Origin of the sequence: Pseudomonas sp. 43(2021) (genome assembly GCF_017490805.1) — a bacterium.
In the GTDB taxonomy this organism is placed as follows: Bacteria; Pseudomonadota; Gammaproteobacteria; order Pseudomonadales; family Pseudomonadaceae; genus Aquipseudomonas.
Genome location: NZ_JAFGYJ010000017.1, coordinates 111,047 through 129,344 on the forward strand (window position 1 = coordinate 111,047; position 18,298 = coordinate 129,344).

Here is an 18,298-nt window from a genome sequence, read left to right on the forward strand (position 1 = left end):
CGGCCTCTTCGCGGGCTCGCCCGCTCCCACAGGTACTGCACAGACTTCGGAAGCTGTGATTTACCAGTGGGAGCGGGTTCACCCGCGAAGAGGCCAGCACAGGCAACCCATCAGTCAGCCCTGCAAAGTGGCCATATCGATCACGAACCGGTACTTCACATCCCCGGCAATCATCCGCTCATACGCCTGGTTGATGTTGCGAATATCCAGCAGCTCGATATCACAACGAATGGCGTGCTCGGCACAGAAGTCCAGCACTTCCTGTGTCTGGGCAATACCACCGATCAACGACCCCGCCAGCACCCGACGCTTCATCACCAGATTGGCCGCATGCACCGCCGGGTCGATCGGCTCGATCAGGCCGACCAGGATGTGCACGCCATCGAACTTGAGGGTTTCCAGGTACGGATTGAGGTCGTGCTGCACCGGGATGGTGTCGAGCAGGAAGTCGAAGCGACCCGCCGCAGCGCGCATCTGCTCGGCATCGGTAGACACGATCACATGGTCGGCACCCTGGCGGCGGGCTTCCTCGGCCTTGGCCTGGGAGCGGGTGAACAGGGTCACTTCGGCGCCCAGGGCCTTGGCCAGCTTGATACCCATGTGGCCCAGGCCGCCCATGCCAAGGATGCCGATCTTGTGACCGGGGCCGACACCGTGGTGCTTGAGCGGCGAATAGGTGGTGATGCCGGCGCAGAGGATCGGCGCGGCGCTGGGCAGGTCCATGCCGGCCGGAATGCGCACCACGAAGTGCTCGCTGACCACGATGCTGCTGGAGTAACCGCCCATGGTGTTGCTGCCGTCGACCCGGTCCGGGGTGGCATAGGTCATGGTCGGCCCTTCCAGGCAGTATTGCTCCAGGTCCTTGGCACAGGCTTCGCAGTGGCGGCACGAATCGACCATGCAGCCCACGCCGACCAGGTCGCCGACTTTGTGCGCGGTCACTTTGTCGCCCACTGCGGTGACCCGGCCGATGATCTCGTGGCCAGGCATCAGGGGGTACACGGCAATGCCCCATTCGTTGCGCGCCTGGTGGATGTCGGAGTGGCACACACCGCAGTACAGGATCTCGATGGCGACGTCGTCCGGGCGCGGGCTGCGGCGCTCGAAGGTCATGGGGGTCAAGGGGCTGGTAGGGGTCTGGGCGGCGTAACCGATGGCGGTGTACATGCAGGGCCTCGCTAAGAAGTGAAACGATTCAGGCGGCGCATTCTGCGCGCCATGCGCCGCCTCGCCCACAGCTGATTCTCCGGCATCCATGCCTGATTCTCCGAAGATGCCATGCAGTGCCTGGCGCCGGGCCGTCATTCTGCGATGATTAGACTGTCCGATTCTCTGCCCAGGTCCATCATGCAACTGACCCGCCATGTCGACGCCAATGCGCCGCTTTGCGCACTGATCCGCAGCCTCGCCACGCGCCCGGGCTTCGTGCCCACGCACCTGCCCCAGGTGCAGGTGCTGAGCTGGGAGCACTATGTGGCCAGCAGCCCGCAGATCTACGAACCCAGCCTGATGATCCTGGCCCAGGGCAGCAAGCTGGCGCGCCTGGGGCCGCGTACCCTGGAGTACGGTGCCGGGCATTACCTGGTGCAGGCATTGTCGGTGCCGTTCATGTGCGAAACCTTCGCCACCCCCGAAGCGCCGTTGCTGGGCGTGGCGGTGGACATCGACCGCGGCGTGCTGGGTGAACTGGTGCAAAGCATGGCCTTGGCGCCGGATGCCGCGGTGCAGGCGCAAACCCCGCAGTCGATGACCTCGGCGGCACTCGATGCTCCGATGCGCGAATGCGTGGAACGGCTGCTGCGCTGCCTGCAGGACCCAATGGACGCCAAGGTGCTGGGCCCGGCGCGGGTACGCGAAGTGCTGTACACCGCCCTGCGCGGCCCACAGGCCGGCGTGTTGCGGGCATTGGTGGAGCAACAGGGGCACTTCGCCCGCATCGGCGCCGCCCTTGCCCACCTGCGCGAGCACTACACCGAGCCGCTGAGCGTGGAAGCGCTGGCCGCGCGCGCCAACATGAGCGTTTCGACCTTCCACGAGCACTTCAAGCGCTGCACCGACATGGCACCGATGCAGTACCTCAAGCGCCTGCGGCTGCTGAAAGCCCAGCAAATGCTGATCGGCGAAGGCCTGGGGGTGGCGCAGGTCGCGCACCGGGTGGGGTACCAGAGCACCTCGCAGTTCAGCCGCGAGTACAAGCGTCAGTTCGCCCGCAGCCCGGGGGATGAGTTGCCGCATCAGAGCCTGCCGGTGTGATCGCCTGCCGGCGATGGGCTGCAGAGCAGCCCGGGCACTCTCAAGGCTTCATTGCCGCTCGACCATCGCCACTATTGCTGCCTGCAATTCGGCCTTGGCCTGCCCGGCGTCCAGCTCCCCCGCCGCAGCTGCCTGCGACAAGGCATCCGCCGCCCCCACCATCAGGCGCATGCCCGCCAGCCCAATGTTGCCACTGGGCGAAAACCCGACCAACGCCTCGCGGCACTTGTCCAGAAACGGCTGCTCATACGCCCGCTTGAGCGCTTCCATTTCCGGCGAGCCGGCCAATGCCGCCGACACTCCCGGTATTTCACGCCCCTGGCTCATCACACAGTCCACGTAGGCCTCGGCAATTACCCCGGCGCGGCTGGCCAGGCTGGCATCACAGCGCACCAGCGCCTGCTCCAGCATTCGCGTCTGGCGTGCGTCGTATTGCTGATACAGCGCCACCAGCAGCCCGGTGCGGGTCTCGAAGTGGTCGTACACCACCGGCTTCGTCACCCCCGCCTGCTCGGCCAAACGGCCGAGGCTCAGGGCATCGGTGCCCTCCTCCCGCACCAATTGCCAGGCCACATCGAGCAACTGCCGACGGCGCTCGTCGCGGCTCAGGCGCTTGCGCGAGTGGGCTTGATCATCGCTTGACATCTATAACCTACCAAAAGTAACTTACCAAACGTAACTTACCTTGAGTATATAGCGCTCCGGGTAATCCTGCATCCCTGTCTTGGAGAGACCACCATGCACGCCCTGATCGTCGTCGGCCATCACGACCCGCAATCCCTCACCCATGCCCTGGCCCGGCAGATCGCCAACGGCCTGGCCAACGCCGGCCACGGCAGCGAAATCGCCGACCTGGCCAGTGAAGGTTTCGACCCGCGTTTCGGCCTGGCCGACCATGCGGTGCACCGCCGGCTCGCAGCCCCGCCGGCGGATGTACTCAAGGAGCAGGCACGCATCGAGCGCGCCGATACGCTGGTGCTGGTCTACCCCATCTATTGGTGGTCGCTGCCGGCCTTGCTCAAAGGCTGGGTCGAGCGGGTGTTCAGCAATGGCTGGGCGTTCGACTATGAAGGGGGGATCACCGTCAAGAAGCTGCGCGGCATGAAGGTGCACCTGGTCGGTGTCGCCGGTGCCGATGGCGGCACCTTCGAACGGCATGGCTATGGCGAGGCGATGCGCGTGCAGATCGAGCACGGCATTTTCGACTACTGCGGCGCCGAGGTACTCAGTTCCACCCTGCTTGACGAAAGCGAAGACGCGGACCCGGCACCGCACCTGCACACGGCACGCAGGCTGGGTGAGCGGATGTTCGCAGACTGCGAGGCCACGGCCTGAATCAGCTCGACAGCGGCCACTGCGCCAACGGCCAGTAAGCGCCCTTGCGCGACTCGTACAGTGTGAAATGGCGGGCGGCGAGGTAGAAATCCGGCGCGCTGCTGGCCTCTGGCGGCTGGCCGCGGTAATCCCTGGCCAGCGTCAGGTGCGGGCGATACTCACGGTCGGCCGCTTCCACCCCCAACGGCAGCAGTGCCTGCTGCAAGCTGTAAACCAGTTGCAACAGGGCCGCTGGCGTCTGCTGCGCCTCCAGCACCAGGGCGCTGGCCCGCTGCCATACCTGCAAGCGGTCCAGTAACAGCCGTGGTGCCGTGGCCGGTAGCGCCAGCTGGTCGACTGCCGCACAAATTGCAGGCACCTGGGCGGTATCCACATCGCCGAGGAACAGCAGTGTTACATGGAAGTTGGCGGCCGGCACCGGCTTGCCGCTGCGCAGGCTCAAGTCACGTCGCCACTGAGCCAGCGCGCGGCGCTGGGCATCGCTGACCGGCAAGGCGAAGAACAGCCGCTTGAAGGGGGTACCGCTGGGGCGTACGTCCTGAATCATACGAACTCCTGAACATGAAACGTTTGCGCAAGGCTGCAGGGCATTAAACCTAAGTCGCCCCGTCATTGCGTAACAATAAGTACAAACTACCCCCATGATTGTTTATGCTGGCGGGCTCATGCCATGGCGCATGGCCATTTTTCGACAAGTAAACGTCCATGAAAATTGCTCTCGTACTCATCTTCGTCCTCTCGATCGCCTATGTTCACCTGCGCGGTCGGGTTCGCCACAAGCTGACCCGTCAGCTGGGCGACCACTCCAGCTTCCTGGCACCGGTCAACAGCTTCCTGTACCTGTTTTCCAGGCATCCGGCCAAGCCTTACCTGCCGGTGGAGGCCTTCCCCGAGCTGCAGACACTGCAGGACCACTGGCAGGAAATCCGCGAAGAGGCCCGCCAGCTGCTGCATGTGGGCGAAATCAAGAAGTCCGACAATTACGATGATGTCGGTTTCAACTCATTCTTCAAGACCGGCTGGAAGCGCTTCTACCTGAAGTGGTACGGCGAAAGCCACCCGTCGGCGATGACCCTGTGCCCACGCACCACCGAGTTGCTCAAAGGCATCGGCACAGTCAAGGCCGCCATGTTCGCCACCCTGCCGCCAGGCGCCAAGCTGGTGCGCCATCGTGACCCGTATGCCGGCTCCTACCGCTACCACCTGGGCCTGGACACGCCGAACGACGACGGTTGCTACATCGACGTGGACGGTGAGAAGTACTCCTGGCGCGATGGCGAGGGCGTGGTCTTCGACGAGACCTACATCCACTACGCGGCCAACACCACCGAGCACAACCGCATCATCCTGTTCTGCGACGTGGAACGCCCGCTCAAGTACCGCTGGGCAACCGCGTTCAACCGCTGGTTCAGCCGCAACGTCATGGCCGCCGCCGCGGCACCCAACGATGCCGGCGACAAGACCGGTGGCATCAACCGGCTGTTCACCCGCATCTACAAGATCCGCGAACGTGGCAAGGCGCTGAAGAAGCGCAACCGCACGCGCTACTACCTGGAGAAGTGGGCATTCGTTGCGGCGTTGGTGCTGGTGTTCATCTACATCTGACCGGTGCGGGAGCGCGCAGCCCAAAGGCCTGCGCGCAACCAACCAAAGTACGAGTCTCACACATCCCACTCTTCGACTAGCCTGAAAGCTCCACTCGCAACCTCCCCAAGGTGAAGACGATGAGCATGATGGACTGGGACGCCTACCGTAAGCAGTTGATGGCCGGCATCGGCGATCTCAAGCAGCTTTCCCCTGATACCGTTGCCGGCTACATGACCGCCAGCGGCGCAGGGGCCAAGACCAACCACCTGGACGCCAAGACCCGCGAGCTGATCTCCCTCGCCGTGGCCGTGACCACCCGCTGCGACGGCTGCATCGCCGTGCACTCGCAGCAAGCCGTCAAGCACGGCGCCAGCCGTGAGGAAATCGCCGAAGCGCTTGGCGTTGCCGTGGCGATGAACGCCGGAGCCGCGCTGGTCTACTCGGCACGGGCCATGGATGCGGTGGGCAAGGCCAACGGCTGAGTGCAATTGGCGTCGCCGCCCTTGCGCGACGGCGCCGCGCCACCCAGACTGGGCGGCCCAGCCCTTGCAGGAACCCGCATGATCCACATCCGCCCCATGACGCCGGAAGACTTCGAACGCTTCTGGCCCACCTTCCAGGCCGTTGTCCAGGCCCGTGAAACCTACGCATTCGACCCAGCCTTGAGCTTCGACCAGGCCCGCCAGCTGTGGCTGGAGCTGCCCATGCGCACGCTGGTGGCCGAAGAAGACGGCGAGCTGCTGGGTTCGTATTACCTCAAGGCCAACGCCGCCGGGCCTGGTGGGCACGTGGGTAATTGCGGCTACATGGTCTGTGAGTCGGCACGCGGCCGGGGCGTGGCGCGGCTGATGTGCGAGCACTCACAGAAACAGGCGCGCCAGGAGGGCTTTCTGGCCCTGCAGTTCAACTCGGTGGTGGCCACCAATGAGGTGGCTGTGGCGTTGTGGCACAAGCTGGGCTTCGAAACCGTTGGCCGCTTGCCCAAGGCCTATCGCCACGCCCGCCTGGGGCTGGTGGACTGCCTGGTGATGTACAAGTGGCTGGCGGATGAGCCAGTGGTGGAGAAGCCACCGCTGCTGATCGGGCGCAAGAATATCGAGGCGCGGGTATCGCGGCGGCGCGGGCGCTGATCTTCTCTCGCAGGCCTGGCCTCTTCGCGGGTAAACCCGCTCCCACAGGGATATCACGGGCTTCTGGGCCGGTGTTTTACTTGTGGGAGCGGGTTTACCCGCGAAGAGGCCAGGCCTGCCTACAACTCCTCCCAATGATCACACCAGATTTGACGCCCCCACGTTTCAATGGTCAGATGCCCGCCAGTTTCAGGTGCCCTGCGCCGCCGCGCGCAGGGTGAAACGGGAAGCCGGTGCGTCGTGTTGCCCACGACAAGTCCGGCGCTGCCCCCGCAACGGTAAGCGAGCGAACCCTTCGAGATACCACTGTGCACCTGCATGGGAAGGTGAAGGTTTCATGCCCCTCGCAAGCCCGGAGACCGGCCTGGAGCTTCACTTGGCAACCCGCGGTGGGCGGGCGCAGGCCGGTATCCGTGCGCGCACCTGTGGGCACGGTGCGCCTTTGCGTGTTTTCCACCGGGATCCATTCATTCCTGCAGCAGTGGAACGACATGTCCCGTATGTTAAAGCTTCACCCCCTGGCGGCCTGCCTGGCCGTTTCCCTGCCGGCCCTGGCCGACGACCTTGACCGACAGCCCCTGGCCCTGCCCTCCACGACCATCACCGACACCCAGGGCAGCCACGCCATCGACCTGGCCACCCCGACCCAGGCTGGCTCGCGCCTGGGCCTCAGCGCCCTGGAAACACCGGCCAGTACCAGCAGCATCAGCGCCGAGCAGATCCAGCAGCGCAACAACCTCACCGTGCAGGATGCAGTGACCCGCTCGCCGGGTATCAGCTACGTCGGCTCCCCGGGCGACGGCGGCACGGGCCTTTCCGCCCGCGGCTTTGCCGGCCACAGCTCGGTGATGACCTTGTTCGACGGCGCACGCCTGTACACCGGTGCCGGTACCCAGACGTTCCCGGTCGACCCGTGGATGGTCGAGCGCATCGATGTGATTCGCGGCCCGGCCTCGGTGCTGTATGGCGAAGGCGCCACCGGTGCGGTGGTCAACGTGATCCCGAAAAAGCCGTTTGCCGGCGAGGTACGCAACCACCTGCGCCTGGGCTACGGTTCGTGGGACCGCCAGCAGCTTGGCCTGGACAGCGGCGGCAGCCTCGGCGAGCGCCTGAGCTACCGCCTGGTCCTGAACCAGCAAGCCGGTAACGGTTGGGTCGACCGCACCCCTTCACGTAGCCTGGCGCTGAGCGCCGCGCTGCGCTTCGATGCCAGCGACGACCTCAGCTTCACCCTCGCCCACGACCGCGGCGATGCGGAGCCTGCCAACTACTACGGCACCCCGCTGATCGACGGTCACTACCGCAGCAGCCTGCGCAACAAGAACTACAACGTGCAGAACGACGTGCAGCATTACGTCGATGAATGGACCCGCCTGAACACTGACTGGACGTTGAACGACCATCTCAGCGCCAGCAACCAGCTGTACTACATCAAAAGCCGCCGGCACTGGCGCAACGCCGAGGACTACAGCTGGGACGCCGAGCGCCAGCAGCTGCTGCGCGGCAGCTACCTGGAAATCAAGCACAACCAGGAACAGTTCGGCGACCGCCAGACCTTCACCCTCGACCACACGCTGTTCGGCCTGACCAGCAAGACCATGGTCGGTGCCGAGTACAACAAGGTCCGTTTCAACGTCGACAGCAACGCGCCCTACAACGATGTGGGCGGCGACTACGTCGACCCGTGGCAGCCGCAACCGGGTTGGTTCCACAGCGCCTCGCCGTTGCGCCCGCAAACCTTGTCCACCACGCACACCTTTGCCCTGTTCGCGGAAAACCGCCTGCAGCTGAGCGATCGCCTGTCGCTGGTTACCGGCGTGCGCCGCGACCAGAACCACATCGTTCAGGAAAAACTGACCGTCGACAGCCGCAGCGACCGCAGCCTGCAAGGTGGCAACTGGCGTGCCGGGCTGGTGTTTGCGGTCAGCGACGACCTGTCGCTGTATGGCCAGTACTCCACCAGCGAGGACGGGGTCGACAACCTCATCAGCCTCAGCGCCAACCAGATGCACTACGACCTGACCGAAGCCAGGCAGACCGAGGTGGGCCTCAAGCAGCGCTTCTGGGAAGGGCGTGGCGAATGGACGTTGGCGGCCTACCACATCGTCAAGAAGAAGCTGCTGGTGGATGACCCGGTCACCCACGAGAAGCAACAGGCTGGTCAGCAGACATCCGACGGCCTGGAGGCAACCCTGGAACTGGCGCTGGCGCACCAGTGGCAGGTGTCGGCCAACGCGTCGGTGGTGCGCGCCAGGTACGACGAATTCGACGAAGTGGTCGGCGGCGTGGCACAGGACCGTGCGGGCAATCGCCCGGCCAATATCCCGCGGCGTACCGCCAACCTGTGGCTGAGCAAAGGCTTCGGCCAGCGGGTGGAGGCCGGCATTGGCGCGCGCCATGTGGATGAGCGCTATGCCAACACCGCCAACACCCGGAGTGCCCCCGGCTACACCGTGGTCGATGCCAACATCGGCTGGCAGGTATTGCCGGATGTGCGGCTGGGGTTGCAGCTGAACAACCTGTTCGACCGTGAATATGTGCAGTCGGCGTTCAGTGGCCAGCAGTGGCTGTTGGGGATGCCACGGTCGTACTTTGCGACGGTGGATTACAGTTTCTGATCCTATCTGCCTGCACCGGCCTCTTCGCGGGTAAACCCGCTCCCACGGGGACATCACAGACCTTGAAACCTGTAACGTACCTGTGGGAGCGGGTTTACCCGCGAAGAGGCCGGTGCAGGCAGCACAAAAAATCTACCAATCCATGATTATTTAGTTATAAGATAACATTTCATTTGACATCCATTCCTACCAGCGAACTTTCATGACAAGCGCCAGTGCCACCCCCACCCTGCTCACCCAGCGCCTGCAGAGCATCGATGCCCTGCGCGGTCTGGTGATCCTGTTCATGCTCCTGGACCACGTCCGCGAAACCTTCTTCCTGCACCGCCAGGTCAGCGACCCGATGGCCATCGATACCACCGAGCCCTCGCTGTTCCTCAGCCGCACCCTGGCCCACCTGTGCGCGCCGGTGTTCGTCATGCTGACCGGCCTGTCAGCCTGGCTGTACGGCGAGAAACACCAGGGCCGCGGCGATGTCTCGGCGTTCCTGTTCAAGCGCGGGCTGTTCCTGGTGGTGCTGGAATTCACCCTGGTCAACTTCGCCTGGACCTTCCAGCTGCCGCCCAGCGTCATCTACCTGCAGGTAATCTGGGCCATCGGCGTCAGCATGATCGCCCTGTCGCTGCTGGTCTGGTTGCCACGTGCCGCCCTGATCGCCTTGGGCGCAATCATCATCGCCGGCCACAACCTGCTCGATGGCCTGCACTTTGGCGCCGAATCCGCCCTGCACGTGCCATGGGCAATCCTGCATGACCGGGGCTGGCTTGAGTTCTCCGAAAGCCTGCGCCTGCGCACCTCCTACCCGGTGCTGCCGTGGATCGGTGTCATCGCCCTGGGCTACGGCCTTGGCCCGTGGTTCGCCCGTGGCAGCGAGGCCGGCCAGCGCCAGCATCGCCTGCTGCTGGCCGGGTTGATCGCGCTGCCGGGCTTTGTCGTGCTGCGCCTGCTCAACGGCTACGGCGAGGCGCCGTGGAGCGCTTACCCAACCCTCACGCAAACCCTGATGAGCTTCTTCAACATCACCAAGTACCCACCGTCGCTGCTGTTCCTGGCCCTGACCCTGGGCTGTGGCCTGCTGTTGCTGCGCGCTTTCGAACGCGCCGGCCAGGCCCGCTGGATCAGCGCCCTGGCGGTGTTCGGTGCAGCCCCCATGTTCTTCTACCTGCTGCACCTGTATGTACTGAAGCTGCTGTACCTGGCCAGCGTGGCGCTGTTCGGCCGCAACCATGGCGACTACTTCGGCTTCGACGGCATCGCCGCGGTGTGGCTGGGGGCGGTGCTGCTGGCGGTTTCGCTGTACCTGCCGGTACGCTGGTTCGCCCGCCTGAAGGCGCGGCGGCGCGACATCACCTGGCTGAAGTACTTCTGAAAAGCGTTTTCACCCGGCGGCGCGATGGTCTACCATGCCGGCCGCCGGTTTCCACCACGGAATCAATAGGGAATCCCAGGCCCGCCAATTCGGGCCAAACGGAACTGCCCCCGCAACTGTAGGTGCCGAGCCTGCTCCATCGATGCCACTGGGCCACCAACCCGGGAAGGCGGAGCCAGGCCATGACGCACCAGTCAGGAGACCTGCCGGCCTACATTCACCAACCGGCGGGGTGTCCGGGATTGGCTATCAGTGTTGCCCCTGCCGCCAGCGGGGGCTCGGCGATGCCTGTCCGTGCGTTCCTCACCCGAACTGTCCGATAGGAGATCGCCCAGCATGCTGCCCCGTTTTGCCACCCTGCTCGCCGGCCTCGGCCTCACCGGCCTGGCCCAGGCTGCTGCCACCCACTACCCGCTGACGGTCGACAACTGCGGCAAACCGCAAACCTTCGCCCAGGCGCCGGAGCGCGCGGTCACCATTGGCCAGGCCGGTACCGAGATGCTCTACGCGCTGGGGCTGGGTGACAAACTGGCGGCCACCTCGCTGTGGTTCAACAACGTGCTGCCCGAGTACCAGGTGCAGAACGACAAGGTGCCGCGCCTGGCCGACAACGAGCCCAGCTTCGAGGCAGTAGTGGGCAAGCGCCCGCAACTGGTGACGGTGCAGTTCGAATGGATGGTCGGTGCCCAGGGGGCGGTCGGCACCCGCGAGCAGTTCGATGAACTGAGTATCCCCACCTACCTGCTGCCGTCGGACTGCGAAGGCAAGGACAACCTGGTGGGCGCCGACGGCACCCGCCTGCAGGCGTTCCAGGTCGAAAGCATCTACAAGAGCGTCAGCCAGCTGGCGGAAATCTTCGACGTGCAGGACCGTGGCACAGCCCTGAATGCCGAGCTCAGAAACCGCCTGGACAGCGCCAAGGCGCAACTGGCCGGCAAGGATCTGTCCACCACCTCGGCATTGTTCTGGTTCTCCAGCGCCGACCTGCACATCGACCCCTACGTAGCAGGCCGCCAGGGGGTCGCCGATTTCATGCTGCGCACCCTCGGCGTGCGCAACGTGGTCGAGTCCAGCGAAGAGTGGCCGACCGTTGGCTGGGAAACCCTGGCCAAGGCCAACCCCACCTGGCTGATCATCGCCCGCATGGACCGCCGCCGCTACCCCGCCGACGACTATCAGAAGAAGCTGGCATACCTGCGCAGCGACCCGGTAACGCGCAACATGGATGCGGTGAAGCACGACCGCATCATCATCCTCGACGCCGACGCCATGCAGGCCGGCATTCGCTTGTTCAGCGGCCTGCAGACGCTGGCCGCCGCCTTCGCCAGCGGCAAAGCAGCCCAGTGATGATGCGCCTGTTACCCATCGCTGTTGCCCTGGTCGCCCTGTTGGCGGCCTTGCTGGCCGGCACCGCCATCGGCGAAACCAACCTGTCACCCGGCGTGGTCGGCCAGGTGCTGGCCAACCACCTGTGGCAGGCCGGCTACCCGGTCGACCCGATCGACGCCGGCATCATCTGGAACTACCGCCTGACCCGCACCCTGGTCGCTGCGGCCTGCGGCGCCGGCCTGGCCATCTGCGGCGTGATCCTCCAGGCATTGTTGCGCAACCCGTTGGCCGAGCCTTACCTGCTGGGGTTGTCTGCCGGCGCCTCGACCGGTGCGGTGCTGGTCGGCCTGCTGGGCCTGGGCAGCCTGGCGCTGAGCATGTCCGGCGGCGCTTTCATCGGCGCCCTGGCAGCATTCGCCCTGGTGCTGGTGCTGGCCCGCGCAGCCGGCCCGGGCAGCAACAACGCCCAGGTGATCCTCGCCGGGATCGCCGGCTCGCAACTGTTCAACGCCCTCACCGCCTTCCTCATCACCAAGTCGGCCACCGCCGAGCAGGCGCGCGGCATCCTGTTCTGGCTGCTGGGCAACCTCAGTGGCGTGCGTTGGCCTTCGGTGTGGCTGGCCGTGCCAGTGGCGCTGTTCGGGCTGGTGGTGTGCCTGTGGTACCGCCGTGCGCTGGATGCCTTCACCTTCGGTGCCGACTCGGCGGCGTCGCTGGGCATCCCGGTACGGCGTACCCAGTTGCTGTTGATCAGCTGCGCGGCACTGGTGACCGCCGTGATGGTGTCCATCGTCGGCGCCATCGGTTTTGTCGGGCTGGTGATTCCACATGCCCTGCGCCTGCTGCTTGGCCCCGGGCACAGCCGCCTGCTGCCTGCCAGTGCCCTGGGCGGGGCACTGTTTCTGATTGCTGCCGACATCCTGTCGCGCACCTTGATTCCTGGCCAGGTGATCCCCGTTGGCGTGGTCACCGCGCTGCTCGGCGCACCGGTCTTCGCGCTGATTCTGGTCATCCGCCGGGGGCGCCCATGACGGTCATGACGGCTGTACCGATGGCCCCCTTGAGTTGCCAGAGCCTGGGGCTGCAACTGGCCGGCAATAGCGTGCTCAGCGATATCGAACTAAGCGTTGTCGCCGGTGAAACCCTCGGCATCGTCGGCCCCAACGGCTCCGGCAAGTCTTCGCTACTGAAGGTGCTGGCCGGGCTGCGCAAGCCAGGCAGCGGCTGCGTGCAGCTGCTGGGCGAGCCGCTGGCACAATTGCCCCGCCGCCGCGTCGCCCAGGCCTTGGCGCTGGTCGAACAGCAGGCCGATACCCTCGATGCGATCAGCGTGTTCGACGCCGTTGCCTTGGGCCGCACCCCTTGGCTGTCGGCGCTGGCGCCGTTCTCCCGGGAAGATCGCGCGATCGTCGAACAGGCCCTGGCCGACCTCGACGCCCTGCACCTGCGCACACGCCTGTGGGGCTCGCTGTCCGGTGGCGAGCGCCAACGCGTGCACATCGCCCGTGCCCTGGCGCAACGGCCGCAGGTGCTACTGCTGGACGAGCCGACCAACCACCTCGATATCCAGCACCAGCTGGGCCTGCTGCAACAGGTGCAAGCCCTGCCGGTGACCACCCTGGTGGCCTTGCACGACCTCAACCAGGCACTTACCTGCGACCGCGTCGCGGTGCTCGACAAGGGCCGCCTGGTCGCCCTCGGCAAACCGCTCGAAGTGCTCAACCCCGAGCGCCTGCTAAGCACTTTCGGCGTGCACGCCCACTACCTCACCGACCCCTTCGACGGCGCACGCATCTTGCGTTTTCGCGCCTCCTGAACAGGAAGCTTTGCCCATGCCGCGCCCTGTCGCACTGCTGCTCACCGGCACCCTGCTAGCACCGGCCGCGCTGGCCGAATCCGCCCAGTCGCAAAGCAACGGCTTTGTCGAGGATGGCCGCTGGAGCCTGCTCAACCGCAGCGTATTCGACCAGCGCGACTACAAGCATGGCGGGCGCAACAGTGCCGCGCGCAACGCCTACAAGCCGCGCAGTGAACGTAACGGCAAGGCCGAGGAATGGGCCTATGGGCTGATGGGCACCTTTCAGTCCGGCTTCACCCGGGGGCTGATCGGTGTCGGGGTCGATGCCCACGCCTACCTGGGTGTGCAACTTGACAGCGGCGGCGGGCGCGCAGGCAAGGCGCGCTTGCTCGGGGTGGATAACGAGGGGCACCCGAAAAACGAATACAGCCGTGCCGGCGCGGCACTGAAACTGCGCATGTCCAATACCGTGCTGTCTTACGGTGAGCAACGGGTCAAGACCCCGGTGTTCAGCTCTTCGGACAGCCGCCTGCTACCCGAGACAGCCACCGGTTTCTTCCTTGCCAGCAACGAATTCGACACCCTGAAGCTGGTGGCCGGGCACTTCAACGAGAGTACCGACCGTAATGCTTCCAGCCACGACCAGGGCTTCGTGGTGAACTACTCCAACGGCCGCCAGGGCAACAGCTTCGACCTGGCTGGCGTGGTGTGGAACCCCGGCGCCGCCTTCAGCGGCAGCCTGTACACCTCCCGCTACCAGGACAGCTGGAACCAGCACTACCTGGGCAGCACCCTCAGCCATGCCCTGGATGAGCGCCGCAGCCTCAGCCTCGACCTCAACCTGTACCGCACCACCGACACCGGCAAGGCGCTGTCCGGGCGCATCGACAACACCACCTGGAGCCTGGTCTCACGCTACAACCACGGGCCGCACGGCTTCAGCCTGGGCTGGCAGCAGGTGGACGGCAACACGCCATTCGACTACGTGACGCGGGGGGCGATCTTCATTGCCAACGCGGTGCAGATGTCGGACTTCAACGCGCCGAACGAGAAGTCGTGGCAGGCGCGTTATGACCTGAACATGGGCGCCTACGGCGTGCCAGGGTTGAACCTGACGGCATTGTACGTGCGCGGGTTCGATATCGACGGCACTCATGTCGACCCTGCAGGCGGGTATGCGTACCTGGGGTATGGCAAGGGGGGCAAACATTGGGAGCGCGACCTCGAGGCACGGTATGTGGTACAGAGTGGCAAGGCCAAGGGCACCGTGTTTTCGCTGCGCCATGACGTGCATCGGGGCAACACGGCGCAGGCGGAGCTGGATGGGGACCAGATACGGTTGGCGGTGGAATGGCCGTTGGGGGGTGAGTTCTGATGTATCGCGTGGTCGGAAAGATCCTGGGGCCGCATGACGGCCCCAAAAACCGATCAGACGACCGAACTGCCAACAGGCTGCAACCCCCACTCCGCCCGTTCCTGCGCACTCAGCGTCGCCACCACCTCGGCAAAGGTCCGCTCCAGCTCTGAGCTGACATTGCCAAACACCCGGTAATTGGTCAGCAGGTAGCGCTTCACGGTCCTGGGCCAGCGCCTTTCCTTGTGCGCCGCATGGATGATGCCTTTGGCGTCATGCCGCGTCGCTCCACGCCACAGGTCCATCAACCTGTTCTCGAAATCACCGAAGGTCCACAGGTCTCTGCGGTCTTCGAACTCGTCCAGCAGTTTGAGTTTGTACAGGGCCATGTGCGTCATCGTGAATCTCCCTTGGGTGCATTGAAAAATCCGTGCACCTCGGAAGGTAAGCAACCCGGGCAGGTTTTGAAATGAACGCGTCGATTAGCTGAGCAGCATCTTTGTAGGCACTTTCTGACCTGCCAGCGCAGCCACAACGGCCGACATCGGTATAATCGGCAGCACTCACTGCCCAACCAGGCCACGCCATGCCTCGCTTCCTGAAGTTGCTGTTGCCCCTGCTGCTGACTGCCGCCCTCACCGCCTGCGACCAGCAACCCTCCCGTGAAGAACAGATCCTGGCCCAGCTGCCGCTGCAGGATGCCTACACGCACAACATCGAGCGCATGGCAGCGCTGCTCGGCCGCACACACCCGCAGCTGTCGCAGGCGACCATCCAGGGCGTGCTACGCAAGTACCTGACCGTCGAGGACCAGCGCCAGGACCTGTTCCGGCTGTACAGCGAAAAGAACTTCAGCGATGCCGAGTTCGCCACCATCGTCGAGGCCACCCAGGACCCGGCCAAGGCCCGTGCCCTGGAAGACACCGAGGCCGGCAAGCGCCTGAGCGAGAAGCTGACCGCCCTGATGCGCGAGACCGCCCGCGACGCGAAGGTGCAGGCCTTGGCCGAACAGCGCATGCAACAGGTCGAAGACGAACTGGACGCGCTGGAAAAGGCAGGCTCCTGAGCGTGGTTCCCCGCTGCGGCCATAACGCGTAAGGTTATTCCCATTTCATAGCTGTTTTTCGATCACCCGAGGTCAGGATTGCCACACACCAAGCACGGATTGCGCCTGGATTTACGCACACTCATTCTGGTGCTCTGCGCCCTTACCGCCGTGGTCATGCTGTGCGCCAGCTATTTCGCCAGCTACCGGGTGCAGCGCCAACTGCTCATCGACCACGCCCTGGAAGCCAACCGGGTGTACGCGATGAAACTGGCCACCATCACCGAGACCTTTATCGGCAACGCTTTACAGCAACTGTCGTTCAGCGCTGGCGTGCAAGGCCGGCAGTTCGGTGACGCCGTTGCCCTGCAGGCAGAGACCGAGCGTGTCCTGAGCCAGAGCCTGGCCTTCAACTCCACGTTCGTGATCGATGCCAACGGGGTGCTGCTGGCGATTTCCCCCGCCCCGTTGCGGCACCTGGTCGGCAGGCACATGCAGTCGCCCGGCGTTCAAGAGGCGCTGCACGCGCGCCGAGCACTGGTGTCGACGCCTTACGTGACGGCGGCCAATAACCTGGTGGTGGCGCTGTCGCAACCCATTTTCGACAGCAATGGCCGCTATCTGGGATATGTCAGCGGCAGCCTGTACCTGCGTAAACACAACATCCTCAACAGCCTGCTGGGCGAGCACTTCTACAAGGACGGCTCCTACCTGTACGTGGTCGACCGCAACCGCCGTCTGCTGTACCACCCCGACAGCCAGCGCGTGGGCACGGTGGTTGAAGGCAACGCATTGATCGACCAGCTGACGACCCTGGGCAGCGGTACCCAGCAACTGACCAACAGCCTCGGCGTGGAAATGCTCGCCGGGTTCGCCACCGTACCCAGCACCGGTTGGGGCGTGGTGGCGCAGCAGCCGCTGACTCAGACGTTGGCGCCACTGAGCAACCTGATCCTCAACGTGGTCGGCACCTCCGTACCGTTGGCGCTGGTGGGCAGCTTGCTGCTGTGGTGGCTGGCCATGACCATCGCCCGGCCGCTGTGGCAGCTTGCCGCCGGCGCCCGCTCGATGGACCGTGCCGGCACTGCCGAGCGCCTGCATCGGGTACCAGCCTGGTACTTCGAAGCGGCCGAGCTCAAGCGCGCGCTGCTGTTCGGGCTCAACCTGCTGCAGGAACGTATTGGCCGGCTCAACCGCGACGCCCAGACCGACCCGCTGACCGGCCTGGGCAACCGCCGCAGCCTGGAGTTCAGCCTGTCGTTGCTGGAAGCCGAGGGTCGGGCATTTGCGGCCATCGTGCTGGATATCGACCATTTCAAGCGGGTAAATGACTGCCACGGGCATGAAATAGGTGACCAGGTGCTGCGCCGGCTCGCAGAGCTGATGCGCCGCTGCTGCCGCGAGGGTGACCTGCTGTGCCGCACCGGCGGCGAAGAGTTCCTGATGCTGCTGCCAGGGGCCAGCCTGGACGTTGCAACAGCGGTGGCCGAACGGCTGCGGGTGACGGTGCAGGATACCCCGGTGGAGCCGGCGGGGGCGGTGACGGTGTCGCTAGGGGTTGCGCGTTGGGATGGCGAGGCCGATAGCGAGCCGGGGGATGCGTTGAGCGAGGCTGACCAGGCGCTTTACCGGGCCAAGCAGCAGGGGCGTAATCGAGTAGTCGTTGCCTGAGCGCCCTTGCTTGCCTGTTCTGGCATCTTCGCGGGTAAACCTGCTCCCACAGGTACCCCGCCACCCTTAAGGATGGTGCATAACCTGTGGGAGCGGGTTCACCCGCGAAAGGGCCGGAACAGACACTACACCGCTCAAGGCAGCCCCATTGCCACATGAAGAAATGAACTTAGCTGGCTGTAACAATCCTTGTCATGAAACTGTCGCGTTTCAGTCATGGATGAACGCCTCATGCGTCCTGTGGTTTTCAATCAGAAGGGCGGTGTCGGTAAGTCCAGCATCGCCTGCAACCTTGCCGCCGCCAGTACCGCCGAAGGCTACCGGACCTTGCTGGTCGACCTCGACCCGCAGACCAATGCCACCTACTAAAAATCTTGAGCCCGAAGCACTACCCGAGCGTTCATCCGGATGATAGATTCGCCGCCATGAAAACCACCCGGCACACCCGCACGCTGACTGCCTGGACGCTCTACGCCAGCGTCCTGTTCAGCCTGGTGCTGTGCGGCCTGCACCACGGCCAGATGGGTGGCTTGCGCCTGGCCGGCCTGGAAGGCGGTTTCTGCTCGGTCAACAGCGAACACGGTGTAGCCATCGACCTGGATGGCGCCGGCGGCGACCAGCACATGGCCCAGCTCGACTGCCCGGTGTGTTCCTCGTTCAGCCTGGCCGTGCCGCTCAGCAGCGGCGGCTGGTCGTTCACCCCGGCGCAAGCCGTGGCCACCTCGCCCATCGTGGTGCGCAGCTGGGCGCAACCGCCGCCACGCTATCAACGCCCCGCCCTCAACCCCCGCGCCTCCCCCGCCTCTTTC

The 18,298-nt window shown here is 64.8% G+C and carries 18 protein-coding genes, 1 pseudogene and 2 riboswitches; of the genes and pseudogenes, 15 read left to right on the forward strand and 4 right to left on the reverse strand.

What is annotated here, in order from left to right; translation table 11 throughout:
- Positions 1-114 precede the first annotated feature (114 nt).
- Positions 115-1,167, reverse strand: coding sequence for a vanillin reductase (gene calA, locus J5M71_RS16390; RefSeq protein ID WP_207833840.1), 1,053 nt, complete (start codon positions 1,165-1,167; stop codon positions 115-117).
- 180 nt (positions 1,168-1,347) lie between these two features.
- Here calA and J5M71_RS16395 point away from each other — a divergent pair, with 180 nt between their 5' ends.
- Positions 1,348-2,253, forward strand: coding sequence for an AraC family transcriptional regulator (locus J5M71_RS16395; protein ID WP_063915064.1), 906 nt, complete (start codon positions 1,348-1,350; stop codon positions 2,251-2,253).
- A 48-nt stretch (positions 2,254-2,301) separates the two neighbouring features.
- On the opposite strand, the gene J5M71_RS16400 is transcribed toward J5M71_RS16395, so the two are convergent.
- Complete coding sequence (locus J5M71_RS16400; RefSeq protein ID WP_207833842.1) at positions 2,302-2,898, reverse strand: TetR/AcrR family transcriptional regulator; 597 nt, start codon at positions 2,896-2,898, stop codon at positions 2,302-2,304.
- 93 nt (positions 2,899-2,991) lie between these two features.
- Between J5M71_RS16400 and J5M71_RS16405 the strand changes: the two genes are divergently transcribed.
- The gene (locus tag J5M71_RS16405; RefSeq protein ID WP_207833843.1) at positions 2,992-3,588 is read left to right on the forward strand and encodes an NAD(P)H-dependent oxidoreductase; all 597 of its coding nucleotides are present in this window, start codon (positions 2,992-2,994) and stop codon (positions 3,586-3,588) included.
- Position 3,589: 1 nt separating this feature from the next.
- On the opposite strand, the gene thpR is transcribed toward J5M71_RS16405, so the two are convergent.
- Positions 3,590-4,135, reverse strand: coding sequence for an RNA 2',3'-cyclic phosphodiesterase (gene thpR / locus J5M71_RS16410; protein WP_207833854.1), 546 nt, complete (start codon positions 4,133-4,135; stop codon positions 3,590-3,592).
- 158 nt (positions 4,136-4,293) lie between these two features.
- Between thpR and lpxO the strand changes: the two genes are divergently transcribed.
- From lpxO to J5M71_RS16455, 9 genes are all read left to right on the forward strand, one after another.
- Complete coding sequence (gene lpxO / locus J5M71_RS16415; protein WP_063915068.1) at positions 4,294-5,193, forward strand: lipid A hydroxylase LpxO; 900 nt, start codon at positions 4,294-4,296, stop codon at positions 5,191-5,193.
- 119 nt (positions 5,194-5,312) lie between these two features.
- The gene (locus tag J5M71_RS16420; protein ID WP_013973174.1) at positions 5,313-5,657 is read left to right on the forward strand and encodes a carboxymuconolactone decarboxylase family protein; all 345 of its coding nucleotides are present in this window, start codon (positions 5,313-5,315) and stop codon (positions 5,655-5,657) included.
- Positions 5,658-5,735: 78 nt separating this feature from the next.
- Positions 5,736-6,305: a GNAT family N-acetyltransferase gene (locus tag J5M71_RS16425; protein ID WP_063915069.1), complete on the forward strand. Its 570-nt coding sequence runs from the start codon at positions 5,736-5,738 to the stop codon at positions 6,303-6,305.
- A 174-nt stretch (positions 6,306-6,479) separates the two neighbouring features.
- Positions 6,480-6,688, forward strand: a riboswitch (cobalamin riboswitch).
- 108 nt (positions 6,689-6,796) lie between these two features.
- Positions 6,797-8,923, forward strand: a complete 2,127-nt coding sequence (locus J5M71_RS16430) for a TonB-dependent receptor (RefSeq protein WP_207833856.1) — start codon at positions 6,797-6,799, stop codon at positions 8,921-8,923.
- A 202-nt stretch (positions 8,924-9,125) separates the two neighbouring features.
- Positions 9,126-10,292, forward strand: a complete 1,167-nt coding sequence (locus J5M71_RS16435) for a DUF1624 domain-containing protein (RefSeq protein ID WP_207833858.1) — start codon at positions 9,126-9,128, stop codon at positions 10,290-10,292.
- Positions 10,293-10,320: 28 nt separating this feature from the next.
- Positions 10,321-10,518: riboswitch (cobalamin riboswitch) on the forward strand.
- A 110-nt stretch (positions 10,519-10,628) separates the two neighbouring features.
- A complete protein-coding gene (locus J5M71_RS16440) occupies positions 10,629-11,639 on the forward strand; it encodes an ABC transporter substrate-binding protein (protein WP_207833860.1) in 1,011 nt (336 codons plus the stop codon).
- Complete coding sequence (locus tag J5M71_RS16445) at positions 11,639-12,652, forward strand: iron ABC transporter permease (protein WP_207833862.1); 1,014 nt, start codon at positions 11,639-11,641, stop codon at positions 12,650-12,652. The genes J5M71_RS16440 and J5M71_RS16445 overlap by 1 nt, the downstream gene beginning before the upstream one ends.
- Positions 12,649-13,437 carry an ABC transporter ATP-binding protein gene (locus J5M71_RS16450; RefSeq protein WP_207833863.1) on the forward strand — a complete coding sequence of 263 codons (789 nt, stop codon included), beginning with the start codon at positions 12,649-12,651 and terminating at the stop codon, positions 13,435-13,437. The genes J5M71_RS16445 and J5M71_RS16450 overlap by 4 nt, the downstream gene beginning before the upstream one ends.
- A gap of 16 nt (positions 13,438-13,453) precedes the next feature.
- Positions 13,454-14,794: an OprD family porin gene (locus J5M71_RS16455; RefSeq protein ID WP_207833865.1), complete on the forward strand. Its 1,341-nt coding sequence runs from the start codon at positions 13,454-13,456 to the stop codon at positions 14,792-14,794.
- A gap of 53 nt (positions 14,795-14,847) precedes the next feature.
- Here the strand turns inward: J5M71_RS16455 and J5M71_RS16460 are convergent, their stop codons facing one another.
- Positions 14,848-15,171 (reverse strand): hypothetical protein, encoded by a 324-nt coding sequence (locus J5M71_RS16460; RefSeq protein WP_207833873.1) that lies wholly within the window; start codon positions 15,169-15,171, stop codon positions 14,848-14,850.
- Positions 15,172-15,359: 188 nt separating this feature from the next.
- Between J5M71_RS16460 and J5M71_RS16465 the strand changes: the two genes are divergently transcribed.
- The 4 genes and pseudogenes from J5M71_RS16465 to J5M71_RS16480 form a co-directional block, all read left to right on the forward strand.
- Positions 15,360-15,839: a hypothetical protein gene (locus tag J5M71_RS16465; RefSeq protein WP_207833875.1), complete on the forward strand. Its 480-nt coding sequence runs from the start codon at positions 15,360-15,362 to the stop codon at positions 15,837-15,839.
- Positions 15,840-15,917: 78 nt separating this feature from the next.
- Positions 15,918-17,489 (forward strand): sensor domain-containing diguanylate cyclase, encoded by a 1,572-nt coding sequence (locus J5M71_RS16470; RefSeq protein ID WP_207833877.1) that lies wholly within the window; start codon positions 15,918-15,920, stop codon positions 17,487-17,489.
- A 231-nt stretch (positions 17,490-17,720) separates the two neighbouring features.
- Positions 17,721-17,855, forward strand: a pseudogene (locus J5M71_RS16475) (ParA family protein); the annotation flags it as partial.
- Positions 17,856-17,914: 59 nt separating this feature from the next.
- On the forward strand, positions 17,915-18,298 hold a 384-nt coding region (locus J5M71_RS16480), incomplete at its 3' end, for a DUF2946 domain-containing protein (protein WP_207833879.1).

What these genes read in the sequence shown, in the direction of transcription:
- J5M71_RS16445 (WP_207833862.1), top strand. Translation starts at nt 11,639, where the DNA reads ATGATGCGCCTGTTACCCATCGCTGTTGCCCTGGTCGCCCTGTTGGCG.
- J5M71_RS16395 (WP_063915064.1), top strand. Translation starts at nt 1,348, where the DNA reads ATGCAACTGACCCGCCATGTCGACGCCAATGCGCCGCTTTGCGCACTG.
- calA (WP_207833840.1), bottom strand. Translation starts at nt 1,167, where the DNA reads ATGTACACCGCCATCGGTTACGCCGCCCAGACCCCTACCAGCCCCTTG.
- J5M71_RS16400 (WP_207833842.1), bottom strand. Translation starts at nt 2,898, where the DNA reads ATGTCAAGCGATGATCAAGCCCACTCGCGCAAGCGCCTGAGCCGCGAC.
- J5M71_RS16465 (WP_207833875.1), top strand. Translation starts at nt 15,360, where the DNA reads ATGCCTCGCTTCCTGAAGTTGCTGTTGCCCCTGCTGCTGACTGCCGCC.
- J5M71_RS16450 (WP_207833863.1), top strand. Translation starts at nt 12,649, where the DNA reads ATGACGGTCATGACGGCTGTACCGATGGCCCCCTTGAGTTGCCAGAGC.
- J5M71_RS16425 (WP_063915069.1), top strand. Translation starts at nt 5,736, where the DNA reads ATGATCCACATCCGCCCCATGACGCCGGAAGACTTCGAACGCTTCTGG.
- J5M71_RS16420 (WP_013973174.1), top strand. Translation starts at nt 5,313, where the DNA reads ATGAGCATGATGGACTGGGACGCCTACCGTAAGCAGTTGATGGCCGGC.
- J5M71_RS16435 (WP_207833858.1), top strand. Translation starts at nt 9,126, where the DNA reads ATGACAAGCGCCAGTGCCACCCCCACCCTGCTCACCCAGCGCCTGCAG.
- J5M71_RS16440 (WP_207833860.1), top strand. Translation starts at nt 10,629, where the DNA reads ATGCTGCCCCGTTTTGCCACCCTGCTCGCCGGCCTCGGCCTCACCGGC.
- J5M71_RS16455 (WP_207833865.1), top strand. Translation starts at nt 13,454, where the DNA reads ATGCCGCGCCCTGTCGCACTGCTGCTCACCGGCACCCTGCTAGCACCG.
- J5M71_RS16405 (WP_207833843.1), top strand. Translation starts at nt 2,992, where the DNA reads ATGCACGCCCTGATCGTCGTCGGCCATCACGACCCGCAATCCCTCACC.
- J5M71_RS16460 (WP_207833873.1), bottom strand. Translation starts at nt 15,171, where the DNA reads ATGACGCACATGGCCCTGTACAAACTCAAACTGCTGGACGAGTTCGAA.
- J5M71_RS16430 (WP_207833856.1), top strand. Translation starts at nt 6,797, where the DNA reads ATGTCCCGTATGTTAAAGCTTCACCCCCTGGCGGCCTGCCTGGCCGTT.
- thpR (WP_207833854.1), bottom strand. Translation starts at nt 4,135, where the DNA reads ATGATTCAGGACGTACGCCCCAGCGGTACCCCCTTCAAGCGGCTGTTC.
- lpxO (WP_063915068.1), top strand. Translation starts at nt 4,294, where the DNA reads ATGAAAATTGCTCTCGTACTCATCTTCGTCCTCTCGATCGCCTATGTT.